Source organism: Acinetobacter larvae (genome assembly GCF_001704115.1).
Classification (GTDB): Bacteria; Pseudomonadota; Gammaproteobacteria; order Pseudomonadales; family Moraxellaceae; genus Acinetobacter; species Acinetobacter larvae.
In genome coordinates, this window is record NZ_CP016895.1 from 3,588,697 (window position 1) to 3,610,789 (window position 22,093).

Below are 22,093 nucleotides of genomic sequence, written 5' to 3' on the forward strand. Positions count from 1 at the left end.
GAGCGACTATGAACAATCCAGATCAAGAAAAACTGTTAGATGCTTTAGCCTTACAACAAAAACGCCAAAAAAGCTTGAATCGTATTTTATGGATTGCACTGCCGGTCATTGCCCTACTCATCACGGTAATTTGTGCTAACTTCAATTGGCCTTCGACCTTGGGCACATTTATTGCACTGCTGATTGCTTTTTATGTCGTGGCAATTTACCAAAAGCTCAATCTTTATTTCTGCTTATTTCTGGTGATGATCTATAGTCTGGTCGATATTTATCTGAGTTATCAAGGTTCTTTTCCATTGTCTGCGGTCGGTCGCCAAACAGCAACCATGCTGGTCTTTACAGGAATTATTGGGGTGAGTCGTCCAATATTAGAACGTTGGATGATGCAGAATAATAACCCAAATAACCAATAAGTCAGCTTTACATAGCAAGGTCTTCAAGCAAGGATAAACAAAAATAAAAAACGCCAAATGATGCTTTGGCGTTTTTATTTTTTAAAATTTTACGACAGCTTACTTACGTAGATCTTTACGTAGAATTTTACCCACGTTAGATTTTGGTAATTCATCCATAAACTCCACATAACGCGGACGTTTATAGCCTGTTAGGTTCTCTTTGGCATATGCCAACACTTCTTCAGTTGTCAGAGATGGATCTTTTTTAACCACAAAGAGTTTTGGTACTTCACCAGATTTTTCATCTGCCACACCAATCGCTGCAACTTCCAATACTTTTGGATGTGTTGCAATAACTTCTTCGATTTCAGATGGATACACATTAAAACCGGACACCAGAATCATGTCTTTTTTACGATCTACGATTTTCACAAAACCGCGATCATTCATGATGCCAATATCACCAGTACGGAAGAAACCATCACTGCTCATGACTTTCGCCGTTTCATCAGGTCGATTCCAATAACCTTTCATGACTTGTGGACCACGAATCGAAATCTCACCCTGTTCACCAATCGCTAGATGGTTACCTTCATCATCCAAAATAGCGATATCAGTCAATGGTAATGGAATACCAATCGTGCCACTGAACTCTTCAGATGCTGGTGGATTAACACTGGCAACCGGTGATGTTTCAGATAAGCCATAGCCCTCGATAATCACCGTGCCTGTTACTTTTTTCCATGCTTCCGCTGTAGATGGCAATACCGCCATCCCCCCGCCCATGGCAATTTTCATATTGCTATGGTCAAGTTGCTTAAACTCTTCATTATGCACCAAAGCATTAAAGAGTGTATTGACTGCTGGGAAGAAGTTTGGCTTGTACTTACGTAATTCTTTAATGACCGCAGGAAGATCACGTGGATTCGGAATCAAGACGTTCGGCTGACCTTTATACATACCGTACAAAGCACAAACCATAAAGGCAAAAATATGATACAGCGGTAAAGCACAGAAAATACGGTCTTCAGGTGAACCATCGCCTGGACCAAATTTACTTTGGAAAATAGCATCACACTGCAACATATTGGAGACCAAGTTGCGATGTGTCAGCTCCGCACCTTTTGAAACCCCTGTGGTACCGCCAGTATATTGTAAAACGGCAGTATCACTTAAGGTTAATTGAGGACGTTTATACTGATTGGCACTGACTTTATTGATGGCCGTATTGAATGAGATATGTCCTGGAATATCCCATGCTGGAATTTGTTTACGCACTTTACGCAATACAAAATTGACCAATGTTCCTTTCACTAAACCAAGCATATCGCCAACAGAAGCAACGACCACATGCTTAACCGGCGTTTTTCCAATAATGGACTGATATACTGCTGCGAAGTTCTCAATAATCACCAGTACTTCAGCACCTGAGTCATTCAACTGATGTTCTAACTCACGTGCGGTATAGAGTGGGTTAACGTTGACCAATACGAAACCGGCACGGAAAACACCCACAGCAACAACTGGATACTGTAGAACGTTCGGCATCATAACCGCAACACGTGTTCCTTTGGCTAGCCCTAAGCTTTGGAGATAAGCAGCAAACTTACGACTCGCAATATCTAACTCATCAAAAGTTAATGTTTTATCCATGAAGATAAAGGCATCACGCGAGGAAAACTTTTTAAAATTTCGTTCAAAAATGTCAAGAAGTGAAGTGTTTTCTGCTGGTAATTCTACCGTCTCTGGAATACCCGTTTTATGATATTCAGCAAACCAGATTTTTTCCATAATGCCATGATCTCCAATCAGTAATCCCTAAATTTTAAAGCATTTTTTTCGCTATACATGATTTTATTTTGGCGTAGTGTGCTTGATTCCGCAGCATTTTGCACCAATTTAAAACATATATAGCGTATTTAATAGCAATATTGCTAGCTTTATCTTTGAATACACAGTTTATTTACTTTTTGATAGCCACGCGGTAGTAGCTGTCCTTTGCTCGCTCTTTTTCCGATATATTGCTCTAAATCTGTGCCTCTTAACTTGACCTGTTGTTGCCCTGCAACCACAATCAAGGTCTCACCCAAATCTAGCGCTTGTACATAAAGAATCTGTTCCTGATCTGCCAGTTGCATTAACTTATTGCCCTTACCTTTATTGAGTACGGGTAATTCCTGCAAATCTAAAATGAGCATCCGCCCTGCCGAACTCACCAAAGCAATATGCGTTGTTGCGGCATTTAAGATATGGAAAGCTAACAGCTGTGCATGCTCAGGAACCGTTAAAAAAGCTTTACCGGCTTTGGCATTGGTATCGAGATTATTGGCCTTACTAATAAAGCCATAACCAGCAGTGGTTAATGCAAATAAATCCTGATCATCATCGGCAATCAAGACCTGCACAAAACCCACACCATTGCTTGGATTGAGCCTTGAACTCAATGGTTCACCCAAACTACGTGCTGAAGGCAGTGTGTTGATTGGCAAGGCATAACTACGCCCCGTTTGATCTAAAATATAAACTTTTTGATTGGACTTGCCTTGTGCATGACTCAGATACTGATCGCCAGCACGGAAATTGAGCTGTGTTGCATCCACATCATGCCCTTTGGCACTACGAATCCAACCTGCTTCAGATAACACCACGGTAATCGGATCTGCTGGCAGCAAATCTTGTTCTTGTATCGCTGTTGCTTCTGCACGTTGCACAATGATTGAACGACGATCATCGCCAAAACGTTTGGCATCATCTTTTAATTCATTGATAATCAAGTTTTTTAATGACTCTGGATTTGCCAGTTGTTCACGAATAATGGCAGCTTTGGCTTCTAGTTCATCTTGTTCACGACGAATTTCCATTTCTTCTAATTTCGCCAAATGACGTAATTTCAACTCCAAAATGGCTTCAGCTTGAATATCATCAATTTGAAAGTGCGACATCAAAACTGGCTTAGGTCGATCTTCTTCACGAATGATAGCAATGACTGTGTCGATATCTAAATAAGCAATCAGCAAACCGGCCAAAATATGCAGACGTTTCTCGATCTTATTGAGATGATACTGCAAGCGGCGCGTCACGGTATATTTCCGAATTTCAATCCATTCTAATAAAATACGGCGTACAGATTTGACCTGTGGTCGACCATCTGCACCAATCATATTGAGATTGACACGATAGCTTGATTCTAAATCAGTGGTGGCAAATAAGTGACTCATCACCATTTCTGCATCAACACGATTAGAACGCAATACAATGACTAAACGCGTCGGATTTTCATGATCAGATTCATCACGTAAATCAGCAATCAAAGGGAGTTTTTTGGCTTGCATTTGATCAGCAATCTGACTAATGACCTTAGCCCCAGAAACCTGATACGGCAGTTCATGGATGACGATTTCATTTTTTTCGACTTTATAAACCGCACGAACACGATAGCTTCCTCGACCAGTCGTTTGTATTTTCAACAAATCTTGTGGTGAAGTCACGATCTCTGCATGAGTCGGCAAATCGGGTCCGGGTATATATTCGGCTATTTTTTCATCCGTCAAATTGGGATTGCGGATTAAAGCAATGGTGCCTTTGACGACTTCACGTAAATTATGTGGTGGAATGTCGGTCGCCATACCCACAGCAATACCGGTGGTACCATTCAGCAAAATATTCGGCACACGCGCAGGTAGCGTCAAAGGTTCTTTCATGGAACCATCAAAGTTATCTTGCCAGTCACTGGTGCCTTGACCAAGTTCAGACAATAATAAATCGCTATATGCTGATAGCTTTGCTTCGGTATAACGCATGGCAGCAAAGGACTTCGGATCATCTGGTGAGCCCCAGTTGCCTTGCCCCTCGATAAAGGGATAGCGATAACTAAATGGCTGAGCCATCAACACCATTGCTTCATAACACGCACTATCACCATGTGGATGATATTTACCCAAAACATCACCCACTGTACGTGCTGATTTTTTGGGTTTTGCTGTTGGCTTAAGTCCCAACTCGCTCATGGCATATACAATACGCCGCTGTACTGGTTTTAGACCGTCACTAATATGGGGCAATGCACGATCCATAATGACGTACATTGCATAATTTAAATAAGCTTGTTCAGTAAATTCTGCAACAGAACGGTTTTCTGTGGGATGATGCGCGAGGCTTGTCATACAACCGTAAATCCTAATTCAACGTTTTGTTATAAAGTTATAATGCTATGACGCGATATACGCGAACACAAGAGCAAATCAAAAATAGCCACGACAAATTGTGACCTATTAAAGAAAGATCGCTTTTTTGTTCATCTTTAAATTGTAAATTACATTCTATTTTGCATAATAAATAGACTTAATCAAGCGCTGAACAGAATAAAAATAACATGACATGCTCTGCAGCGGATCCCACGCGACAGACCCTCTTTAACCCTATTTTTTTCAATGCTATTTTTAACCCTATTTTTTCAGTCCTATGCTTCGACCCTATTCTGCAACGTTATGTAGCCTTTGGCAAAATAGGTCGTCTATTGCAAAATCTGACCTTTGGTTTCAGTTCCTAATAACATAATAATCAAAGCAATCGCGCACAGTACCGCAGTGAACATACTAAAAACCAATTGGAAACCATTGCTAAAGCCCATCAACTGTGTGACCACCAACGGTGCCACAATACCGCCAATCCGACCAATCGCAGCAGCCCAGCCAGAGCCAAAAGCCCGAATATGACTTGGATATTGCTCGGGTGTATAGGTATAAAGAACCCCCCATGCTCCTAAGTTAAAGAACGATAGGCAACATCCCCAAAACATGATTTGTGCAACTTGTGTAGCTTCTCCAAAGAAATATGCCGATACAGCACACATGGCAATAAAACCGGCTAAAGTCTTCTTACGACCTAACTTTTCTACCAACCATGCGGCCACCAGATAACCTGGCAGCTGAGCCAAAATCATCAAGAGGACATATTCAAATGACTGTACGATGGTATAACCTGCTTTGACCAATAAACTGGGTAACCATGTAAAAATTCCATAATATGAATAGACGATCCCAAACCAGATCAGCCATAACATCAGACTACGTCGTGCATATTCTGCAGACCATAATTGTTTTAGGCGTAATTTTGGCACTTCTTTCACAACAGGCACAATGATTTGCTGGTGAACAGTTATAGCTGATTGTTTTTCAATGCTTTGTAAAATACGATGCGCTTCATCCACACGACCGCGATTAATCAGATAAGGAATCGATTCCGGAACTTTTCGGTAGATCACCACGGCATACAGAATCGGGATACCCCCCATCAAAAATGCCGCTTGCCAGCCATAGCTCGGAATCACAAAATAAGCAATCAATGCCGCCAAAAGCCAGCCCAAACCCCAAAAGCTTTCCAGTAATACAATGAAACGCCCCCGCACATGGGCTGGAATATATTCACTGACCAAAGTCACTGCCACAGGCAATTGCCCACCCAGCCCTAAGCCGACAATAAATCGTAACACCAGCAAACTGCTTAAATCTGGTGCAAAGGCAGAACATGCCGTCGCTGCACTATAGACCAACAAGGTCAAGGAAAATACATTGCGTCGTCCCAAACGGTCAGCCAAAGCACCAGAGAGTACCGCGCCAATCGCCATGCCGACAAAACCAATTGAAACAATCCAGCCTTTATCTGCAGCACTCAACCCCCACTCACTGCCGAGCTTGGTCAGGATAAAGGCGATTAAACCAGTATCCATTGCATCGAACATCCAGCCTAAACCAATCACCCACAACAGCTTGTAGTGAAATTTACCAACCGGTATGGCGTGTAAACGCGCAGTTAAATCCATGAAATTGTTCTCAATCGCAAAGGGGCTCAGGTCTGCCTTTGTTAACTTTCATCTTTTGATGATGCAGAGTGTTCATCATCATCTTGATAGATAAACTTCGGCATCTCTAAACCAAAATAAATCGCAATACAACGTAAACTAAAACCAAAAATCAAGGTTGAAATAATGGTAATCTCTTGGCTAACGCCCAGATAATCACAACACCAATAAAAAATGACTGCCACAAAAGAAATACTGGCATACAGTTCTCGTCGGAATACCAAGGGCACATCATTACATAGAATATCGCGCAGAATCCCACCAGACACCCCCGTAAGAACGCCTGCGACGGCAGACACGACAAAGCCATGCCCCATTTGCAAAGCAATTTGACAGCCAATAATGGTAAAACCAATTAGACCCAAGGCATCAAGAATCAGGAAGATAGAGCGTAGATGACGCATCCATTTGGCAATAATAATCGTAAAAAATGCTGCTGCACAAGTCAGCACCAAATACTCAGGATGTTTTACCCAAGTCAGTGGATAGTGCCCCAATAACACATCACGGACTGAGCCCCCACCCAATGCGGTCACACAGGCAATCAACATCACGCCAAACCAGTCCATGCTGCGACGACCAGCAGACAGTGCACCTGTCATTGCTTCAGCCGTAATCGCAATAATATAAATCACCAATAACAACATGCTCGGTGTCATCCATGCTGAACGTTAATCAAAAATAGTCACTATTTATATTAAAGTTAATATAATAATCAAACTAAAAGTATAGCTTTAAGCTGTTAAAAATACTGCACAACAATGCTTAAATTTTTTATTACTCCCACAAATACATGGCTGTTTTTGTGTCCGCTGCTGTGTCACGGTAGGATCGAGAAAATACCAGCGACCTTGCTGCAACACAAAGGCAGAGCGCTCATGATGTAACTGTGCATGTTGACCATCATGATAATGTGCATTGAAACTGACAAACGCATGTCGCTTATCGGGATGTGCTTGCTGCTCTAACAGCTCTAATGCCAACCAACGATTACGCTCACTCCATTGCTGAATCGCCGCGCGATCTAAGGCTTGTTGCTGCCCCAAAGCTGTGGTGTCACAAATATAATCGACCAAACCCAAGGCATAGGCACTATAACGTGAACGCATCAATTGTGCCGCACTGCTCGCATGTTGTTGTCCTAGATGTAACACCTGACAACACTGCTGATAACTTGCATGACCACAAGGACAAGCCTTTGATGACATAAATTTACCTCTATTTCTCTAACCGAAGCACTGTTGCAGCCCGATCATCGTCTAAACGCATGATTTGCCAATAGCGCAATTTTGCCAGTATCGTAATACAAGCATGACCGTCGATTCTTAATCCAATACTTGACTAAACGCTTGACCAACGAATAAACCAAATAACAAGCCAAATAATAAACCAAGTTTAAGCGCATCCAGATGCACGACTATACGATATGAAAAAACCAATCAACGCCAAGCTGATTGGTTTTTATAATGTCTAATGTCGCGCAACAGACTGAGTCTGCTTGAAGCTTTCGTCTACGTTAGTCTGTGGTCTGATGTGCCTTTACTGCGGTCACATGGACTTTATCAATCTTATGACCATCCATAGTGACCACTTCAAAGATATAACCATCAACTTCTATCTTTTCACTATTTTCCGGCAAACGCCCTAAATGGAACAGAATATAACCCGATAAAGTTGAATACTGCTCTGCGTCATCGACCAAGTCTTTGCCCAGCAATAAAGAGACATGGCGAATATCCGTTGAGCCTTCTAGGATGAGCGAACCATCTTCTAGGCTTTCTGCCGTCGCTTCTAATTCGTCCTCATCGGGGAACTCACCGGCAATGGCTTCCAACACGTCGATTGGTGTAGCAATCCCTTCAATTGAACCATATTCATTAAGGACGATGGCCATTTGCAAAGGTGCTTGACGTAATTGTTCAACCACCATCAGCACTTGCGCATTTTCGTGCACAATCAAAGGCTCGCGCAAATGCTTGGCAATATTCAGCTCACCATGCTCAATAAAATCATTGAGCACTTTATGGGTTAACACAATCCCAGCGAGATTATCCAGTTCACCATCGGCGACGATTAAGCGTGAATGCGTCATGCCCATCAAACGCTCTTTGAGAACTTCTGGATCTTCTTGTAAGTCCAACCATTCCAATTCAGGGCGTGGGGTCATCACCGACTTAACTGGACGTTCTGACAAGCCCAATACCCCTTGTACCATCACACTATGATAAGCACCATTTTCAGGGTCAAACATCTTATCGGCCAAGGCTTTTGCCGCCAAAACGTCTTCAGGTTGCTTATAACTATTGTCTTCCTGTTTCGACCGACCTCCCAACATACGTAATACAGCTGAGGCGGTACGGAAACGTAAATCGGTTGTGGTCACGGTCTTGGCTTGGTTTTTGCGCATGGTCTGGTTCATAAACTCGACCAACACCGAGAAACCAATAGCCGCATAGAGGTAACCTTTTGGGATATGGAAACCAAAGCCTTCCACTATCAAGGAAAAGCCAATCATCATCAAAAAGCCCAAACAGAGAATCACAACCGTTGGATGCTTATTGACGAAATCCATTAATGGTTTAGATGCCCAGAGCATGATGCCCACGGCAATCACGACCGCGATCATCATCACTGAAAGCTCTTTGACCATGCCGACAGCGGTAATCACACTGTCTAAAGAGAACACGGCATCAAGCACGACAATCTGCACAATCACCATCCAAAACGCAGCATGGACAGGGTTTTCTTCTTTGAGATGCTGTTTGCCTTCAATGCGTTCATGCAATTCCATGGTGCCTTTAAACAGCAAGAACACACCACCAAACAGTAAAATCAGGTCTCGTCCAGAGAAAGGATGCGAGAAAATATGGAACAAAGGCGCGGTTAAAGTCACCACCCAAGCAATCGATGCTAACAGCACCAAACGCATACCTAGAGCTAAAATTAGACCCAGAATTCGCGCCGTATTACGCTGTTGTGGTGGTAATTTTTCCGCCAAAATCGCGATAAAAACGAGGTTATCAATCCCTAAGACGATTTCTAAAATCACTAAGGTTGCTAAACCTACCCAAGCAGAAGGATCAGACATCCATTCTAAGAACATTGATCATTCCCCCATGGCGCGATTTGACTACGTTGTAAATTAGACGAAAATTCAAAAATAGACTTCAAAAATAATTGAACTGTTATTATTTGATAAGACGGGATATTCTTTAAGTGACAACAACCACTACTCATAAATGATGCTTTTATAGCCAAACATGGCTAACAGTATAGGCAAGATTATTTCGAAATTCATCATTTTTCTTTCATTTGTCATCGTCTTTTTTTATTCATCTTTGAAACTTATAGTACAGTGCAGTCTAAGGCTGCAAAAAGTGAGCTGCCCCCTAGGTTTCTCGGGTCTTTTGCGTACATACTCTACGACCCTACTACCGACTTACTACTCACAACTAGACTAGATAAAACCCTTGCTCATTTTTTGTCGCAAATTTAGCTCATCGATAGCAGGTCATCCAAGAGATCATCTCAATCGCGCAACAGAACATCTGCAAAAAGCCCACAACGCCTATAGAGCGATTAAAAATTACATGTTAGATTCAAATAAGGTTTAAACATTCATGACACAAAACGTAAAAAAGATTTATTCAATGAGCAAACAAGATCGCGTTCAAACCACCCAAGCACTAATTGCCGTTTACTGCGGTTCACGCCTCGGTAATCAACCTATTTATCGCCAAGCCGCCATCGAGCTGGCAGAAAATATTGCCAGCCATGGCTTTGGTTTAGTCTATGGCGGCGCCAGTATCGGTCTCATGGGACAAGTCGCCGACACCGTGATTCAATATGGCGGTGAAACTGTTGGTGTAATTCCAGAGTTTATGTTGGACTTTGAAATTGCCCATCAAAAACTGACTGAACTGCATATTGTACAGTCCATGCATGAACGCAAAGCCTTAATGGCTGATCGTGCCTGTGGCTTTATTGCCCTGCCAGGCGGTCTTGGAACTTTCGAGGAGATTTTAGAAGTCGCCACGTGGGGGCAGTTGCAGCAACATCAAAAGCCTATGGTGCTCTATAATGTCAACAACTTCTATGCTCCCCTCATTGCACAGCTCGACCATGCGACCGCAGAAGGCTTTCTACCGCTTGAGCATCGACAAAAATTGCTGGTGTGTAGTGATATTGCTGAAATTCTGGCTATCTTCCAAGCAGAACGCCAAGCTATTGCCGCATATTGATGATTAACTTTTGATCAACGGCAATTAATCATCGTAACAGGATTATACGCTAGAGATCATCAAGGGTTGTCACAATTACTGCGCATCGTCAGGATGGTTTGCCCAATAAAAGGAGAGTAATTGCGCGATGACGACGACACAAGTTCATCAACCGCTGCAAGCACAGTACCGCCTACTGGTCATGTTGGTCTCTGTGGGTTTCTTTATGCAGGGCTTGGATACCACAATTATCAACACCGCATTACCAGCGATGGCCAATAGCCTGAATGAGCATCCGCTACGCATGCACAGTGTGGTGATTAGCTATGTGCTCACTGTTGCTGCATTTATTCCACTGAGCGGTTGGTTGGCGGACCGCTTTGGTGTACGCAATATCTTTTTGGCTGCTTTAATTATTTTTAGCCTATCGTCATTGGGCTGTGGTCTATCCAACAACTTAAATCAACTGATTTTTTTTCGTATCTTACAGGGGCTGGGTGGTGCGCTTTTAATGCCTGTTGGTCGTTTGGCCCTGCTGAAGATTATTCCACGTGAGCAGTTTCTCGCCGCCATGAGCATGATGAGTCTGGCTGGCATGCTAGGACCGCTGATGGGTCCAATCCTAGGAGGCTGGTTGGTAGAATTTACCACATGGCATTGGATTTTCTTGATTAACCTACCAATTGGCTTATTGGGCGTCATGATTAGCTTTAAAGCTATGCCCAATATCAAAGAAAGCAAAGTGCTCAAATTCGATTTGAGTGGTTTTATTTTACTGGCAATCGCGATGGTTGGACTCGCCATGGGTATCGAGAGTCTGTCTAAACCACAGCATGCTTTATATAGTACTGCGGCATTAATGGCTGCCGGGTTGATCGCCACCATTCTCTACGCGATCCATGCCCACAGCCATCAAAATGCCTTATTTAGAGGTCGGCTATTTCGTAATAAGATGTTTAGCTTAGGGGTTTGGGGAAATTTATTTGCGCGTCTAAGCTCCAATGCTATTCCCTTTCTTGTGCCACTCATGTTGCAAGTTGCCTTTAAAATGGAACCCTTGATGACGGGTATTATATTGACCCCAATGGTACTCGGTTCGGTCTTTTCTAAACCGATTATCCGCCCCATTATTCAGAAATTTGGTTATCGGAATTTTCTCATTTTCAATACACTGCTGTTGGGCAGCTGCATTATCAGCTTTAGTCTATCGACAGCAGAAACGCCCTTTTGGCTACGGGCTTTGCATTTCTTTATTTTTGGTATGCTCAATTCCTTACAATTTGTCAGTATGAATACCTTTACTCTCAAAGACTTGCCAGCACATGACGCCAGCAGTGGCAATAGTTTTCTATCCATGATTATGATGCTATCGATGAGTATTGGCATTGCCTTAGCCAGTACCTTGCTCAATATTTTTATGGCACATTATGGTAGTGATAGCAGCGATCAGATCACGTTGGCATTTCATTATGCACTGCTCTGTTTAGGTCTGTTAAATATGCTGACAGCGCTGATTTTTATGCGTATCCCCAAACAATATGCCTAAAGCAATGACATTCACTGTGGGTTAAAAGCATCAGTGATACAGAATCAGGATGAAAATAATCACCATGAGCGCCATCATGTCAGCCTACAGGTTCAGCAATAGACGCCGTGCATCAAGGGAAAAAACCAAAGCTGATGCAAATCAACCCGCACATCCTCCTAGATTCACTCAGCGCTTAGCCTATACGGTGATGTTAATCCTGTGCTGTAGTGCTTTATATGCAGACCATCCGCATAGCACTGCGCAAGATTTTAATTTTCAAATTCGTGGTTTTGATGTTTCTCACCATCAAGGTGCCATTGACTGGTCACGGGTCTCGCCCCAGCAATATCAATTTGTTTATCTTAAAGCCACTGAAGGTGCAGACTATACCGACCCACGTTTTCAAGCCCATTGGCTCGCCGCCAGAGAACGCGGCTTATATGTCGGTGCTTATCATTTCTTTCGTTTTTGCAGCAGCAGTGCCGAGCGGCAAGCCCAGCATTTTATCGCGACCGTACCCAAAAAGAACAATGCTCTGCCACCAGTGATTGATGTTGAATATGACAGTCGATGCATGGCACAACTGACTCGGCAACAAGTGCTGCAAAAAATGCGAATCATGCAAAAATTATTGCAACAACACTATGAAAAACAACCGATCTTTTATAGTAGCGCAAAGTTTTATACCCTGTATTTACAACAGCATTTTGCGCATGCTCCAATTTGGCTGCAAGATTTTAGCGGCAATACTCCCGCTGAGACACAAATCGTTTTTTGGCAATATAGCCGCCAAGGCAAAATCTCAGCGATTCAAGGCACAGTGGACCTCAATCTCTTTTTGGGTAACAACGCACAATGGCAACACTTTCTTCAGCACAATTCAATAGAGATGCCAGCAACAAGACAATAGCTGTCGCACATAAGCGCTAAGATACAGAAATAACAAACCATTTCAGCTAAAATACCAGCCAAAGACTGGCACTTTACTGGCATGAATGGGGCAAGGCTTGAGAAGAATTATTCACATCGACATGGATGCATTTTATGCATCGGTAGAGCTACGTGAACATCCCGAGCTGCTACAACAACCTGTGGTCATTTCATCACAACATCCCCGTGCTGTGGTGGCTGCCGCATCTTATCCTGCGCGTGAATTTGGCATACGCTCAGCCATGTCGATGGCGCAAGCGCGGAAACGCTGCCCCCATGTTGTTGTGATTGAGCCTAATTTTGATAAATATCGCGCAGTCTCTCAGCAAATCCATAAAATTTTTCAACGCTATAGTGATTGTATCGAACCGCTCTCCCTCGATGAAGCTTATCTCGATGTCAGTGATTGTTTAGCAACGCGTGGCAGTGCAACGGCCATCGCGATGCAAATTCGTGCAGATATCTGGGCAGAAACAGGCTTAACTGCCTCTGCTGGTGTTGCACCAAATAAATTCCTCGCCAAAATTGCTTCGGACTGGAATAAACCCAATGGTATTTTTGTGGTCAAACCACATCATATTGCTGACTTTATCCGTCATCTGCCACTCAATAAAATTCCTGGTGTAGGTCGGGTCACTTTTGCAAAACTCAAAGCGCTACAACTAGAAACCTTGGGTGATCTGCAACAACATGACGTACTATTTCTGGAACATTATTTTGGAAAATATGGCAGACAACTCTATCTTTATGCCCGCGGAATCGATGAACGCCCAGTAGAAGCATATCGGCAACGTCAGCAAATTTCCAAAGAAACGACTTTTGATGGTGATTTAAGCCTAGCGGAATGTTATCCCTATTGCCCGGCACTGATCGACAGCATCTGGCATAGCTTGCAACAGAAACAATTACAAGCCTATGGTGTGAGCATCAAGCTCAAACAAAAAAACTTTCAGACTATTCAACATAGTAAAAGCTTTAAACAGCCGCTACAGCAACTCAGCGAGTTAGAGCTCGCTGTGACGCAGCTTTTTACTGAACTGCAAGTGGATCCACAACAGCAATATCGTTTAGTGGGTATCGGTGTTTATCAGCTACAAGCCAAACAAAATCAGGCACAGCTTGCTTTATGGTAAAGCCAAGCTCGACACAAAAATATTCAGGCTACACTTGGCTTGCTACGGAAATGATGCTTTTTCATATGTTCAGTGCTAGCACTTTCACGTAAACTGAGCGCAAAACAATGTGAGGATGATTATGGCTGTGCAACGTTTACATATCGCAAAACGCTTTTCCGAAATTTCGATCAGTGGCAATCTAGTACATTTAGCGGGGCAACTTGCCGCAGATACCAGTGCAGATATCCGCTCACAGACACAACAAACACTCGATATCATCGATCAGTTTTTAGCAGATGCCGGCACCGATAAAAGTCACATCATGTCGGTGATGATCTTTTTAAAAGACATTGACCATGACTATGCGGCAATGAATGAAGTTTGGGATGCTTGGTGTGCCGATATTGCAGCGCCACCGCGTACTTGTGTGGAAGCCAAACTTTATGCGCCTGAAGTGCTGGTTGAAATGACTGTGGTAGCGGTTAAGCCAGACTAAGAAAATCCAGTGGATTCATCGTAATAGCAATTTAAAAGGGTCGACTTTGTGGACGCAAAGCCGACCCTTTTAATCATTAACCACCCATGAACTGTCGTCATTATCCAATCAAGCTAAGGCAACATATAGCAGGCATATTCACCCTTAGTCAGATCGAATCGCTGACTGTAGAAAATTAAATACGAGACAGACGTAAACGATTTAAACGCTGCTGCATAGACAGCTGACTATCGCCAAAGTCATGCTCAATATAGTGAAAACCTTGCTCAACAGCTTTGATATCTTGCATAAAATCACGTTGTAGCTGTTCGACTTCAGCATTTCCTTCATAGCGCAGTACACGATAACCCGCCATACTCAATATATCTTCACGATAATGTGATGCTTTTAAACGCTTCATCAAATGCGCATCTTGTAATAACACCACAGCCACAGTGCGATAATTTTGATCCAACACCACAAAATCTGCCGTTAACTCCTGATATTTACGTCGGGTATGCAAATACTTGGTGGTCAATAAACTATCGAATGGCACTTGCGCCATAATATGCCATTCTGGCAATAACTGTTTGAGACGCATATAGGTAACTTGCGTATTGGCATTTAAAATAGCTTTCTGCCGTAACGGGCTGTCTTTTTTGCTTTGGTTTAAGCCGCGCTGATACATCCAATAGGCGATCAGTAAGCAGATACTTAAACTTGTTATGATGATTATGTCCATTTCTCATCCCTTACCTTCATGTTTTAATAATTGCTCATATTGGATCTACATTATTGTTTTAATCCATGATGCGCTTGATGTATTTAATAATCATTAAAACTTTCCAAAAACTTGCCATCATCCATCGCATTAAAACAATAAAATGTCCTGTTTAAAGCTTTGTCCATACAGTGTATTTCACGTTAAATTTTAAATATATATCCGAGATTCCACCCGCTTTTTTTACCATCCGATGGAAGCATTTATGTATTTAGTTATAACGAGATAATCAACAAAATACAAGAAGCCTTTGCCAAAGTACTTGGTCAAATTTATGCAAAGCATTGCTTTAAATTAAAATATAACATTCATGTAATTTCATAACAAAATATTGCACTTTATTGATATGTATCTCTTGTTATTGTTTTGCAGTACGGCTCAGCACAAAATAAGCCGATGATTCTATATTATAGACAACTAAAGTACGATATATCGATGTACTTCACATGCTTGGTATGATCACAACAACACTCTATACTACTGATATTATAGAAAATATTTTAAATGATGGATTTTAAAGCACCCAATTGGAAAATGTATGATGTCTTTTGAACTACTCTTGAGTTTTTTACTCACCACTTTACTGTTTGCCTACATACCAGGACCTGCCATGCTATATAGCGCAGCGCAAACATTAGCCCATGGTAAAGCTGCTGGGCTGATGGCGGCTTATGGTATTTTCCTAGGAGGTTGCGTACATATATTGATTGCAGCTGTTGGATTGACTGCAATTTTTCATATTTTCCCGCTGATCTATGCTGTATTAAAATTTGCAGGTGCCTGTTGGTTGCTCTATCTGGGGATTCAATTAATCCGCAATGCTCGAAACACCAAAGCTTCACCCTTGCTCGCATCTACCGGCGATCTCAAAACCAAATCACTAAAAGAAAGTATCTTGGTAGAAGTGTTGAATCCTAAAACAGCTATTTTCTATGTCGCTTTCTTACCACAGTTTGTTGTCAGCAGTGCTAGTCTACCAATCTGGGCGCAATTGTTAATATTGGGCGTCGCGGTCAATATGATCTTTGTCTCAGCTGATATTGTTTGCGTCTATATGGCGAGCTGGCTATTACAAAGAATAAAAAGCACGCCATCTCTACAACGCTTACTCAGTTATATCAGTGCTTCAGTATTCATAAGCTTGGGGCTATGGGTGATTAAAAGACCAGACTAATTTACTGCAGCCCAAGCTCCTCATGGCAAGTGTATAGCACACACAAAGACAGTGCAGCTTGATGATCTTAAATTTGATCGCATGAATCGGTATTAGACCCCAGCCCAGATCATTATGACTGCAATACTGTTCATCATAATATGCAAGAAGATGCTATAGCGAATATCTCGCGTATAGAAATAAGTCACCCCGAAGATTGCACCAATGCTCATATAGTAAAAAAGTGCAACTGACAAAGCGAATTCATGCATCAAAGCAAACAATAGGCTACTGCTGATAATCGCTAAAATATTCCAAAATAGATGTGAGCGATTAAAAAAATAATTGGCAAAGATCCCACGAAATAATAATTCTTCCAATATCGGCGCCATTAATACTGTTGTTATGGTCATTGATATCGGCGTCTGGCGAAACATTTCTTCAATTAGGCGCTGATTTTCAGGTGTTCCCACATGCAAAATATCATCAAAGATATAACTGACCACGCCACAACACAACGCCATACAAAACATAAAATAAACAAATTTCTTGTTTATAGCCTGACGATGAAAATGATTGGGATTAGAGACTTGTAGTTGTTTACGGTAACGGCGATAAAAAAAAGAAATCACCAAACAGCATGCTATGCTTTGTAGCAACGCAATCTTAAAATCGTGCTGAGTGATCTGCTCCTGCGGATAAATAACATAAACTAAATCTGTTGCCAGCATCAAACCCAGAAACAACATAAAATAAAGCATACGTTGCGCATAGTTTTTTATAAAAATTAAAATGCTTTTCAATTGCCACCACTTCAAGTTTTAGCCTGTCCTATCCCATATCTGGAAGTATTTAAAATAACATACGTCCCTGCCATACAATATCTGACGCTGAGGGCTTTATTCAACCGACGTATTGCTTTTTTCTTTGCCCGACAAACTTCTCTACCCTACAAAATAGCCCAATCTTAAGTCTTGGGCTATTTTGCGGCAGATCGAACATAGAGCGGTCGAACGCATGATATTATTTTTATTAGGATCATTTTGCCTTAGACAATAGACGCAAACCGTTGGCAACCACAATCAAACTCACCCCCACGTCCGCAAAGACTGCCATCCACATACTACCGAGCCCCCATAAAGTTAATGCTAAAAATACAAACTTGGTGATTAAGGCTAAGCTAATATTCTCAACCAAAATACGATGGGTCTTATGTGACAAAGCAATAAAATCGGGAATCTTACCAAGATCATCATCCATAATGGCGACATCTGCTGTTTCAATCGCGACATCCGTTCCCATCGAGCCCATGGCAAAACCGATATTGGCACGCGCCAAAGCCGGTGCATCGTTAATACCATCTCCCACCATACCGATATGACTGGTCTCGGCATAACTCGCAACAAGATTTAATTTGTCTTCGGGTAATAGATTGCCCTTGGCTTGATCGATACCAACCTGCTGAGCAATGACTTCTACCGTATGGCTATTGTCACCACTAAGCATCATGGTAGAAACCCCCAATGTCGCCAATGCGGATATGGCTTTACGGCTGCTTTCTTTGACCGTATCTGCCACAGCAACCAACGCTAAAACTTGCTGATCTTTGGCAAATAACACAACTGTTTTGGCTGCTTTTTCCAAAGTAGCGATCTGTTGTTCTAGTTCAGGTGAACAATAATCCAGCTCATGGATTAAGCGATGATTCCCCAACCAATAGGTCACACCATTCATTACACCACGGGTACCACGTCCCAACAAAGCAGTGAAATCATCAACATCCAAAAGCTTTAAATCATCTGCCGCAGCTTGAACAATCGCCTGAGAGACAGGATGATCTGAGTGATGCGCCAGACTGACCAATAATTGTTGAATATCATCTGGCTTACCATGCAAAACCTGAAAATCAGTTTGTTGTGGTTTGCCATAAGTAATGGTACCGGTTTTATCAAAGGCAAGATATTTCAGTAAACGCCCTTGCTCTAAGTAGACACCACCTTTGATTAATATGCCACGGCGTGCCGCCGCAGCTAAGCCACTCACGACCGTTACAGGGGTTGAAATCACCAAAGCGCATGGGCAGGCGATGACTAAAATCACCAAGGCTTTATAAATCCAATCTAACCAAGCCGCGCCGAATATTAACGGTGGCACAATCGCGATAAGCAAAGCACCCAGAAAGACTAGCGGGGTATATACTCTGGCAAATTGATCGACAAAGCGCTGTGTAGGTGCCTTTTCACCTTGTGCTTCTTCAACAGCATGGATAATACGCGCCAAAGTCGTGTCATTTGCAGCGGCGGTCACACGATATTCAAAGGCAGTGGTGGTATTAATGGTCCCTGCAAAAACACTATCGCCTTCTACTTTATCAATCGGGATGCTTTCTCCCGTGATGGGTGATTGATCAATACTGCTTTGACCTTTCACAATCACACCATCTAAACCAATTTTTTCACCAGGTTTGACCCGCACAATATCATGGATTGCCACTTGATCTGCATCGCGCGCTAACCATTGCCCATCGGGCTGTTGCACCGTGACGCGATCGGGTGCCAATTGCATCAATTCACCAATTGCGTTGCGCGCCCGCGCCAAAGAACGTGCTTCGATCAATTCAGCAGCGGAAAACAATACCATGACCATTGCTGCTTCGGGCCAAGAGCCGATTAGAAATGCTCCTGTTACCGCAATACTCATCAGAGCATTAATATTTAAATTTAGGTTTTTAACAGCAATAAGACCTTTCTTATAGGTCTCTATACCAGATAAGCCAATTGCAATTAAACTGACCAATAAGGTAATCCAGACCGACCATTGCAACCAATCCCCTATTTCAGCCAACAACGCAAAAATCCCCGCAATTGCCAATGGCCAAAGTGGTTTGGTCTTTGCTTCGCTATTTTGCTCGAACTGTCCAGCAGCATTGGCACTTTCTGCGTCAAAACCCAAAGACTGAATTGCAGCAATAATCTCTGGCATAGCCGCGGGCTCATGGACTACGGTCAACACCCGTTGCATTAGATTAAACTCAAGGCTTTGCACACTCGACATATGACCGAGTTTTTTACGAATCATGGCTTCTTCGGTGGGACAATCCATTTGCATAATACGCAGTTGACTACGCAAATAATCTCCGTGTTGTGTTGCTACAGCCAAAGCCGTCAAGGCGCTTGCGCCCTGTGTATGGTCATTATGTGTTTGTGATTGCCCACCGGAACAACACGAAGACTGCTTTGGAACAGTGCTTTCACCGGAACAACACGAAGACTGCTTTGGAACAGTAGCTTCACCTGAACAACCACAACCTGAGCTATGCTCTTGTGCCGTTGCATCAACAACAGGCTTGGATTGATGAGAACAAGCACTTGACTGTGTATCACCCAGTTTCTGTTCAGCTCTAGCGGACTGGGGATCGACAACGTGGTCGACGCGACAGCAAGTATCTTGAACATCATGTAATTCAGACTGTTGATCTTTATTGTTAAAATCTTTGCTCATGATTCATCCTGAGTGATACTGTAGCGCTATTAAACACCCTAAAGTAACTCCAGACTCAAGTATAAAAGGGAAAAATTATGAAAATTGGTGAAATGGCACAACAGGTCGGTTGTAGTGTAGAAACTATTCGCTTCTACGAAAAAGCAGGTTTATTACCCAAAGCGCTGCGCAATATAGAAAATAACTATCGCGATTATCAACACGTTCATTTGGAACGTTTACGTTTTATCCGTCGTTGCCGTTCTTTGGGCATGACGCATGATGAAATCCGCACCCTACTCGATGCCAAGAAAAATATCGATGGTTGCCATGCTATCAATGATGTGATCGCCATGCACCTTGCCCATGTACAACATCGTTTACATGAACTACAGGCTCTGGAGCAAGAGTTACAGCGCTTACAACAACAATGCCAAGGTTTTGATGGTGTTGAAGATTGCGGCATTTTACGCGCTTTAGAAAGCGAACATATTCCCCAAACGATTGATGCCCATGATCATGTGCATGATGCCAATATCTGTCGTGGACATTAAAGATCTGTACATAGCAAACGGGATACTCGCCGACTGAGCATCTATTTCATCTCTTATTTCATTGATTGCTATTTCATTGCAGCTCTATTCATTGCGCCGTGATGTTCTTAAGTGGCACAATGCTTTCTCTTGCTATGTGGTTTCTGGCTGATTCAGTTTCTTTAACGTCAATGCTGCATATAGTCCGCAGAGCAATACCCCACTCATCACCATGACGATACCCTTCCAACCAAGGTATTCCCAGACCAAACCACTGGCGCTGCCCAGCAGACTTGAACCTAAATAATAGCAAAATAAATATAAGGCTGAGCCCATGGCGCGGTATTGTAAGGATTGCACAGCAACCCAACTACTGGCGGTAGAATGCGCCGCAAAAAAGGAAAAGGTAAAAATAAGTAAGCCAATCAACGTAAAAGTGATCGATGGAATCAGCATAATCCATAAGCCCAATAACATGCTCAGCAACATCGCAGGCAATACCCCATCACGACCAAAACGACGACTCCATGCAGCGGCGCGTGGTGAGCTATAAATGCCAGACAGATAAGCAATCGAAATCAGACCAATCCATGTCTGTGATAACTGAAAAGGCGCTTGCAGCAGATGGTAACTCATATAGTTAAAAATGCTGACAAAGCAGCCCATCAAAATAAAACCTTGTAGGAACAAAAGGCGTAACTTTCGGTCTTGCACATTTTTACAAAAAGAATGAATCAAACGTGACCAACTCAAAGGATATGCTTTGAAATGCTTGGACGCTGGCAATAATAAACAAAACACCAGCGCTATGACTAAGTTCAACACAGCGATGCTGAGTGTCGCAACTTGCCATGTACTAAAGTCCAGCAGCACACCAGCAATCAGTCGCCCACCCATCCCCCCAATGGCGGTACCAGAGATATATAAGCCCATTGCCAATGCCACGTCTTTTTCGGCAATTTCTTCGCCGATATAGGTCATGGCAACTGCTGCAACACCACTAACCGCCAAACCAACCCCCACGCGTAGCGCTAGGAAAAAAGACCATATTGGAAATAAAGCACTCAATAACAATAGGCTAGCAACAATAAATAGCGCAGCGACCATGATGGATTTACGCCCATAGCGATCAGAGATTTGCCCTGCAAAAATCAAACCCAAGGCCAGAGCAATCGTAGAGCTAGACAGCGGGAAACTACTTTGGGTTGCTGAAATATGAAAATATTCTGCCAAAAATGGCATCATCGGCTGTACGCAATATAAGCTGGAAAAAATTGCAAATCCAGCAAGGAATAAGGACAGCAAAATAGCATGAAAGGCTGGTGAACCATAGGCTATACGCTCGGTCGATGCAGTTGCTGCGGACATCCTGACTCCTTATCTGATCATCAATATCGCATCATCAATTGCTTGATATTAGCAAACCGATACCCTCCATACAGGTTATTACCGATATTTTCCATGAAGATAAGCTTCAGTATTGTCAGGCTTAATCATCTAAATACCCAAAAAAATCCCCCAAGTACACGACTTAGGTTCCACGTGAATCCACCCATCAACATATGATGCCATCGCCTCATGGGCTACAAACAGTGTCGGCAATGACTTACACGGTATGATGAA

The 22,093-nt window shown here is 42.7% G+C and carries 18 protein-coding genes; 8 read left to right on the top strand and 10 right to left on the bottom strand.

What is annotated here, in order from left to right:
* The first annotated feature begins 8 nt into the window (after positions 1–8).
* Complete coding sequence (locus BFG52_RS15910) at positions 9–413, top strand: hypothetical protein (protein ID WP_067558534.1); 405 nt, start codon at positions 9–11, stop codon at positions 411–413.
* A 99-nt stretch (positions 414–512) separates the two neighbouring features.
* Here BFG52_RS15910 and BFG52_RS15915 read toward each other — a convergent pair whose 3' ends face one another.
* The 6 genes from BFG52_RS15915 to BFG52_RS15940 all read right to left on the bottom strand — a co-directional run bounded on the left by BFG52_RS15915 (position 513) and on the right by BFG52_RS15940 (position 9,358).
* A complete protein-coding gene (locus BFG52_RS15915) occupies positions 513–2,186 on the bottom strand; it encodes an AMP-binding protein (RefSeq protein WP_067558537.1) in 1,674 nt (557 codons plus the stop codon).
* A gap of 149 nt (positions 2,187–2,335) precedes the next feature.
* On the bottom strand, positions 2,336–4,558 hold the full coding sequence (gene parC, locus BFG52_RS15920) for a DNA topoisomerase IV subunit A (protein WP_067558540.1): 2,223 nt from the start codon (positions 4,556–4,558) through the stop codon (positions 2,336–2,338).
* A 350-nt stretch (positions 4,559–4,908) separates the two neighbouring features.
* Positions 4,909–6,216 (bottom strand): MFS transporter, encoded by a 1,308-nt coding sequence (locus BFG52_RS15925; protein WP_067558543.1) that lies wholly within the window; start codon positions 6,214–6,216, stop codon positions 4,909–4,911.
* A gap of 41 nt (positions 6,217–6,257) precedes the next feature.
* The gene (locus BFG52_RS15930) at positions 6,258–6,902 is read right to left on the bottom strand and encodes a trimeric intracellular cation channel family protein (RefSeq protein WP_067558546.1); all 645 of its coding nucleotides are present in this window, start codon (positions 6,900–6,902) and stop codon (positions 6,258–6,260) included.
* Positions 6,903–6,989: 87 nt separating this feature from the next.
* The gene (locus BFG52_RS15935; RefSeq protein WP_067558549.1) at positions 6,990–7,463 is read right to left on the bottom strand and encodes a YchJ family protein; all 474 of its coding nucleotides are present in this window, start codon (positions 7,461–7,463) and stop codon (positions 6,990–6,992) included.
* A gap of 308 nt (positions 7,464–7,771) precedes the next feature.
* Positions 7,772–9,358, bottom strand: a complete 1,587-nt coding sequence (locus BFG52_RS15940; protein WP_067558553.1) for a TerC family protein — start codon at positions 9,356–9,358, stop codon at positions 7,772–7,774.
* Positions 9,359–9,905: 547 nt separating this feature from the next.
* Here BFG52_RS15940 and BFG52_RS15945 point away from each other — a divergent pair.
* From BFG52_RS15945 to BFG52_RS15965, 5 genes are all read left to right on the top strand, one after another.
* Entirely contained in the window at positions 9,906–10,496 is a 591-nt protein-coding gene (locus BFG52_RS15945) for an LOG family protein (RefSeq protein ID WP_407639225.1), read from the top strand.
* Positions 10,497–10,623: 127 nt separating this feature from the next.
* A complete protein-coding gene (gene mdtD, locus BFG52_RS15950) occupies positions 10,624–12,021 on the top strand; it encodes a multidrug transporter subunit MdtD (RefSeq protein ID WP_067558559.1) in 1,398 nt (465 codons plus the stop codon).
* Positions 12,022–12,097: 76 nt separating this feature from the next.
* Complete coding sequence (locus tag BFG52_RS15955; protein WP_081408776.1) at positions 12,098–12,913, top strand: GH25 family lysozyme; 816 nt, start codon at positions 12,098–12,100, stop codon at positions 12,911–12,913.
* A gap of 97 nt (positions 12,914–13,010) precedes the next feature.
* Positions 13,011–14,066, top strand: coding sequence for a DNA polymerase IV (gene dinB, locus BFG52_RS15960; protein WP_067559670.1), 1,056 nt, complete (start codon positions 13,011–13,013; stop codon positions 14,064–14,066).
* A gap of 121 nt (positions 14,067–14,187) precedes the next feature.
* Entirely contained in the window at positions 14,188–14,544 is a 357-nt protein-coding gene (locus BFG52_RS15965) for a RidA family protein (protein WP_067558563.1), read from the top strand.
* Positions 14,545–14,719: 175 nt separating this feature from the next.
* On the opposite strand, the gene BFG52_RS15970 is transcribed toward BFG52_RS15965, so the two are convergent.
* Positions 14,720–15,265 carry a DUF2726 domain-containing protein gene (locus BFG52_RS15970; RefSeq protein ID WP_067558567.1) on the bottom strand — a complete coding sequence of 182 codons (546 nt, stop codon included), beginning with the start codon at positions 15,263–15,265 and terminating at the stop codon, positions 14,720–14,722.
* A 577-nt stretch (positions 15,266–15,842) separates the two neighbouring features.
* On the opposite strand from BFG52_RS15970, the gene BFG52_RS15975 reads away from it, so the two are divergent.
* On the top strand, positions 15,843–16,478 hold the full coding sequence (locus BFG52_RS15975; protein ID WP_067558574.1) for a LysE family translocator: 636 nt from the start codon (positions 15,843–15,845) through the stop codon (positions 16,476–16,478).
* A 92-nt stretch (positions 16,479–16,570) separates the two neighbouring features.
* On the opposite strand, the gene BFG52_RS15980 is transcribed toward BFG52_RS15975, so the two are convergent.
* Both BFG52_RS15980 and BFG52_RS15985 read right to left on the bottom strand, forming a co-directional pair.
* Entirely contained in the window at positions 16,571–17,260 is a 690-nt protein-coding gene (locus tag BFG52_RS15980) for a CPBP family intramembrane glutamic endopeptidase (RefSeq protein ID WP_157758124.1), read from the bottom strand.
* Between the two features lie 235 nt (positions 17,261–17,495).
* Positions 17,496–19,958: a heavy metal translocating P-type ATPase gene (locus tag BFG52_RS15985; RefSeq protein ID WP_157758125.1), complete on the bottom strand. Its 2,463-nt coding sequence runs from the start codon at positions 19,956–19,958 to the stop codon at positions 17,496–17,498.
* Positions 19,959–20,035: 77 nt separating this feature from the next.
* Here BFG52_RS15985 and BFG52_RS15990 point away from each other — a divergent pair, with 77 nt between their 5' ends.
* The gene (locus BFG52_RS15990; protein ID WP_067558580.1) at positions 20,036–20,491 is read left to right on the top strand and encodes a MerR family transcriptional regulator; all 456 of its coding nucleotides are present in this window, start codon (positions 20,036–20,038) and stop codon (positions 20,489–20,491) included.
* 132 nt (positions 20,492–20,623) lie between these two features.
* On the opposite strand, the gene BFG52_RS15995 is transcribed toward BFG52_RS15990, so the two are convergent.
* Positions 20,624–21,838: an MFS transporter gene (locus BFG52_RS15995; RefSeq protein WP_067558584.1), complete on the bottom strand. Its 1,215-nt coding sequence runs from the start codon at positions 21,836–21,838 to the stop codon at positions 20,624–20,626.
* Positions 21,839–22,093 lie beyond the last annotated feature (255 nt).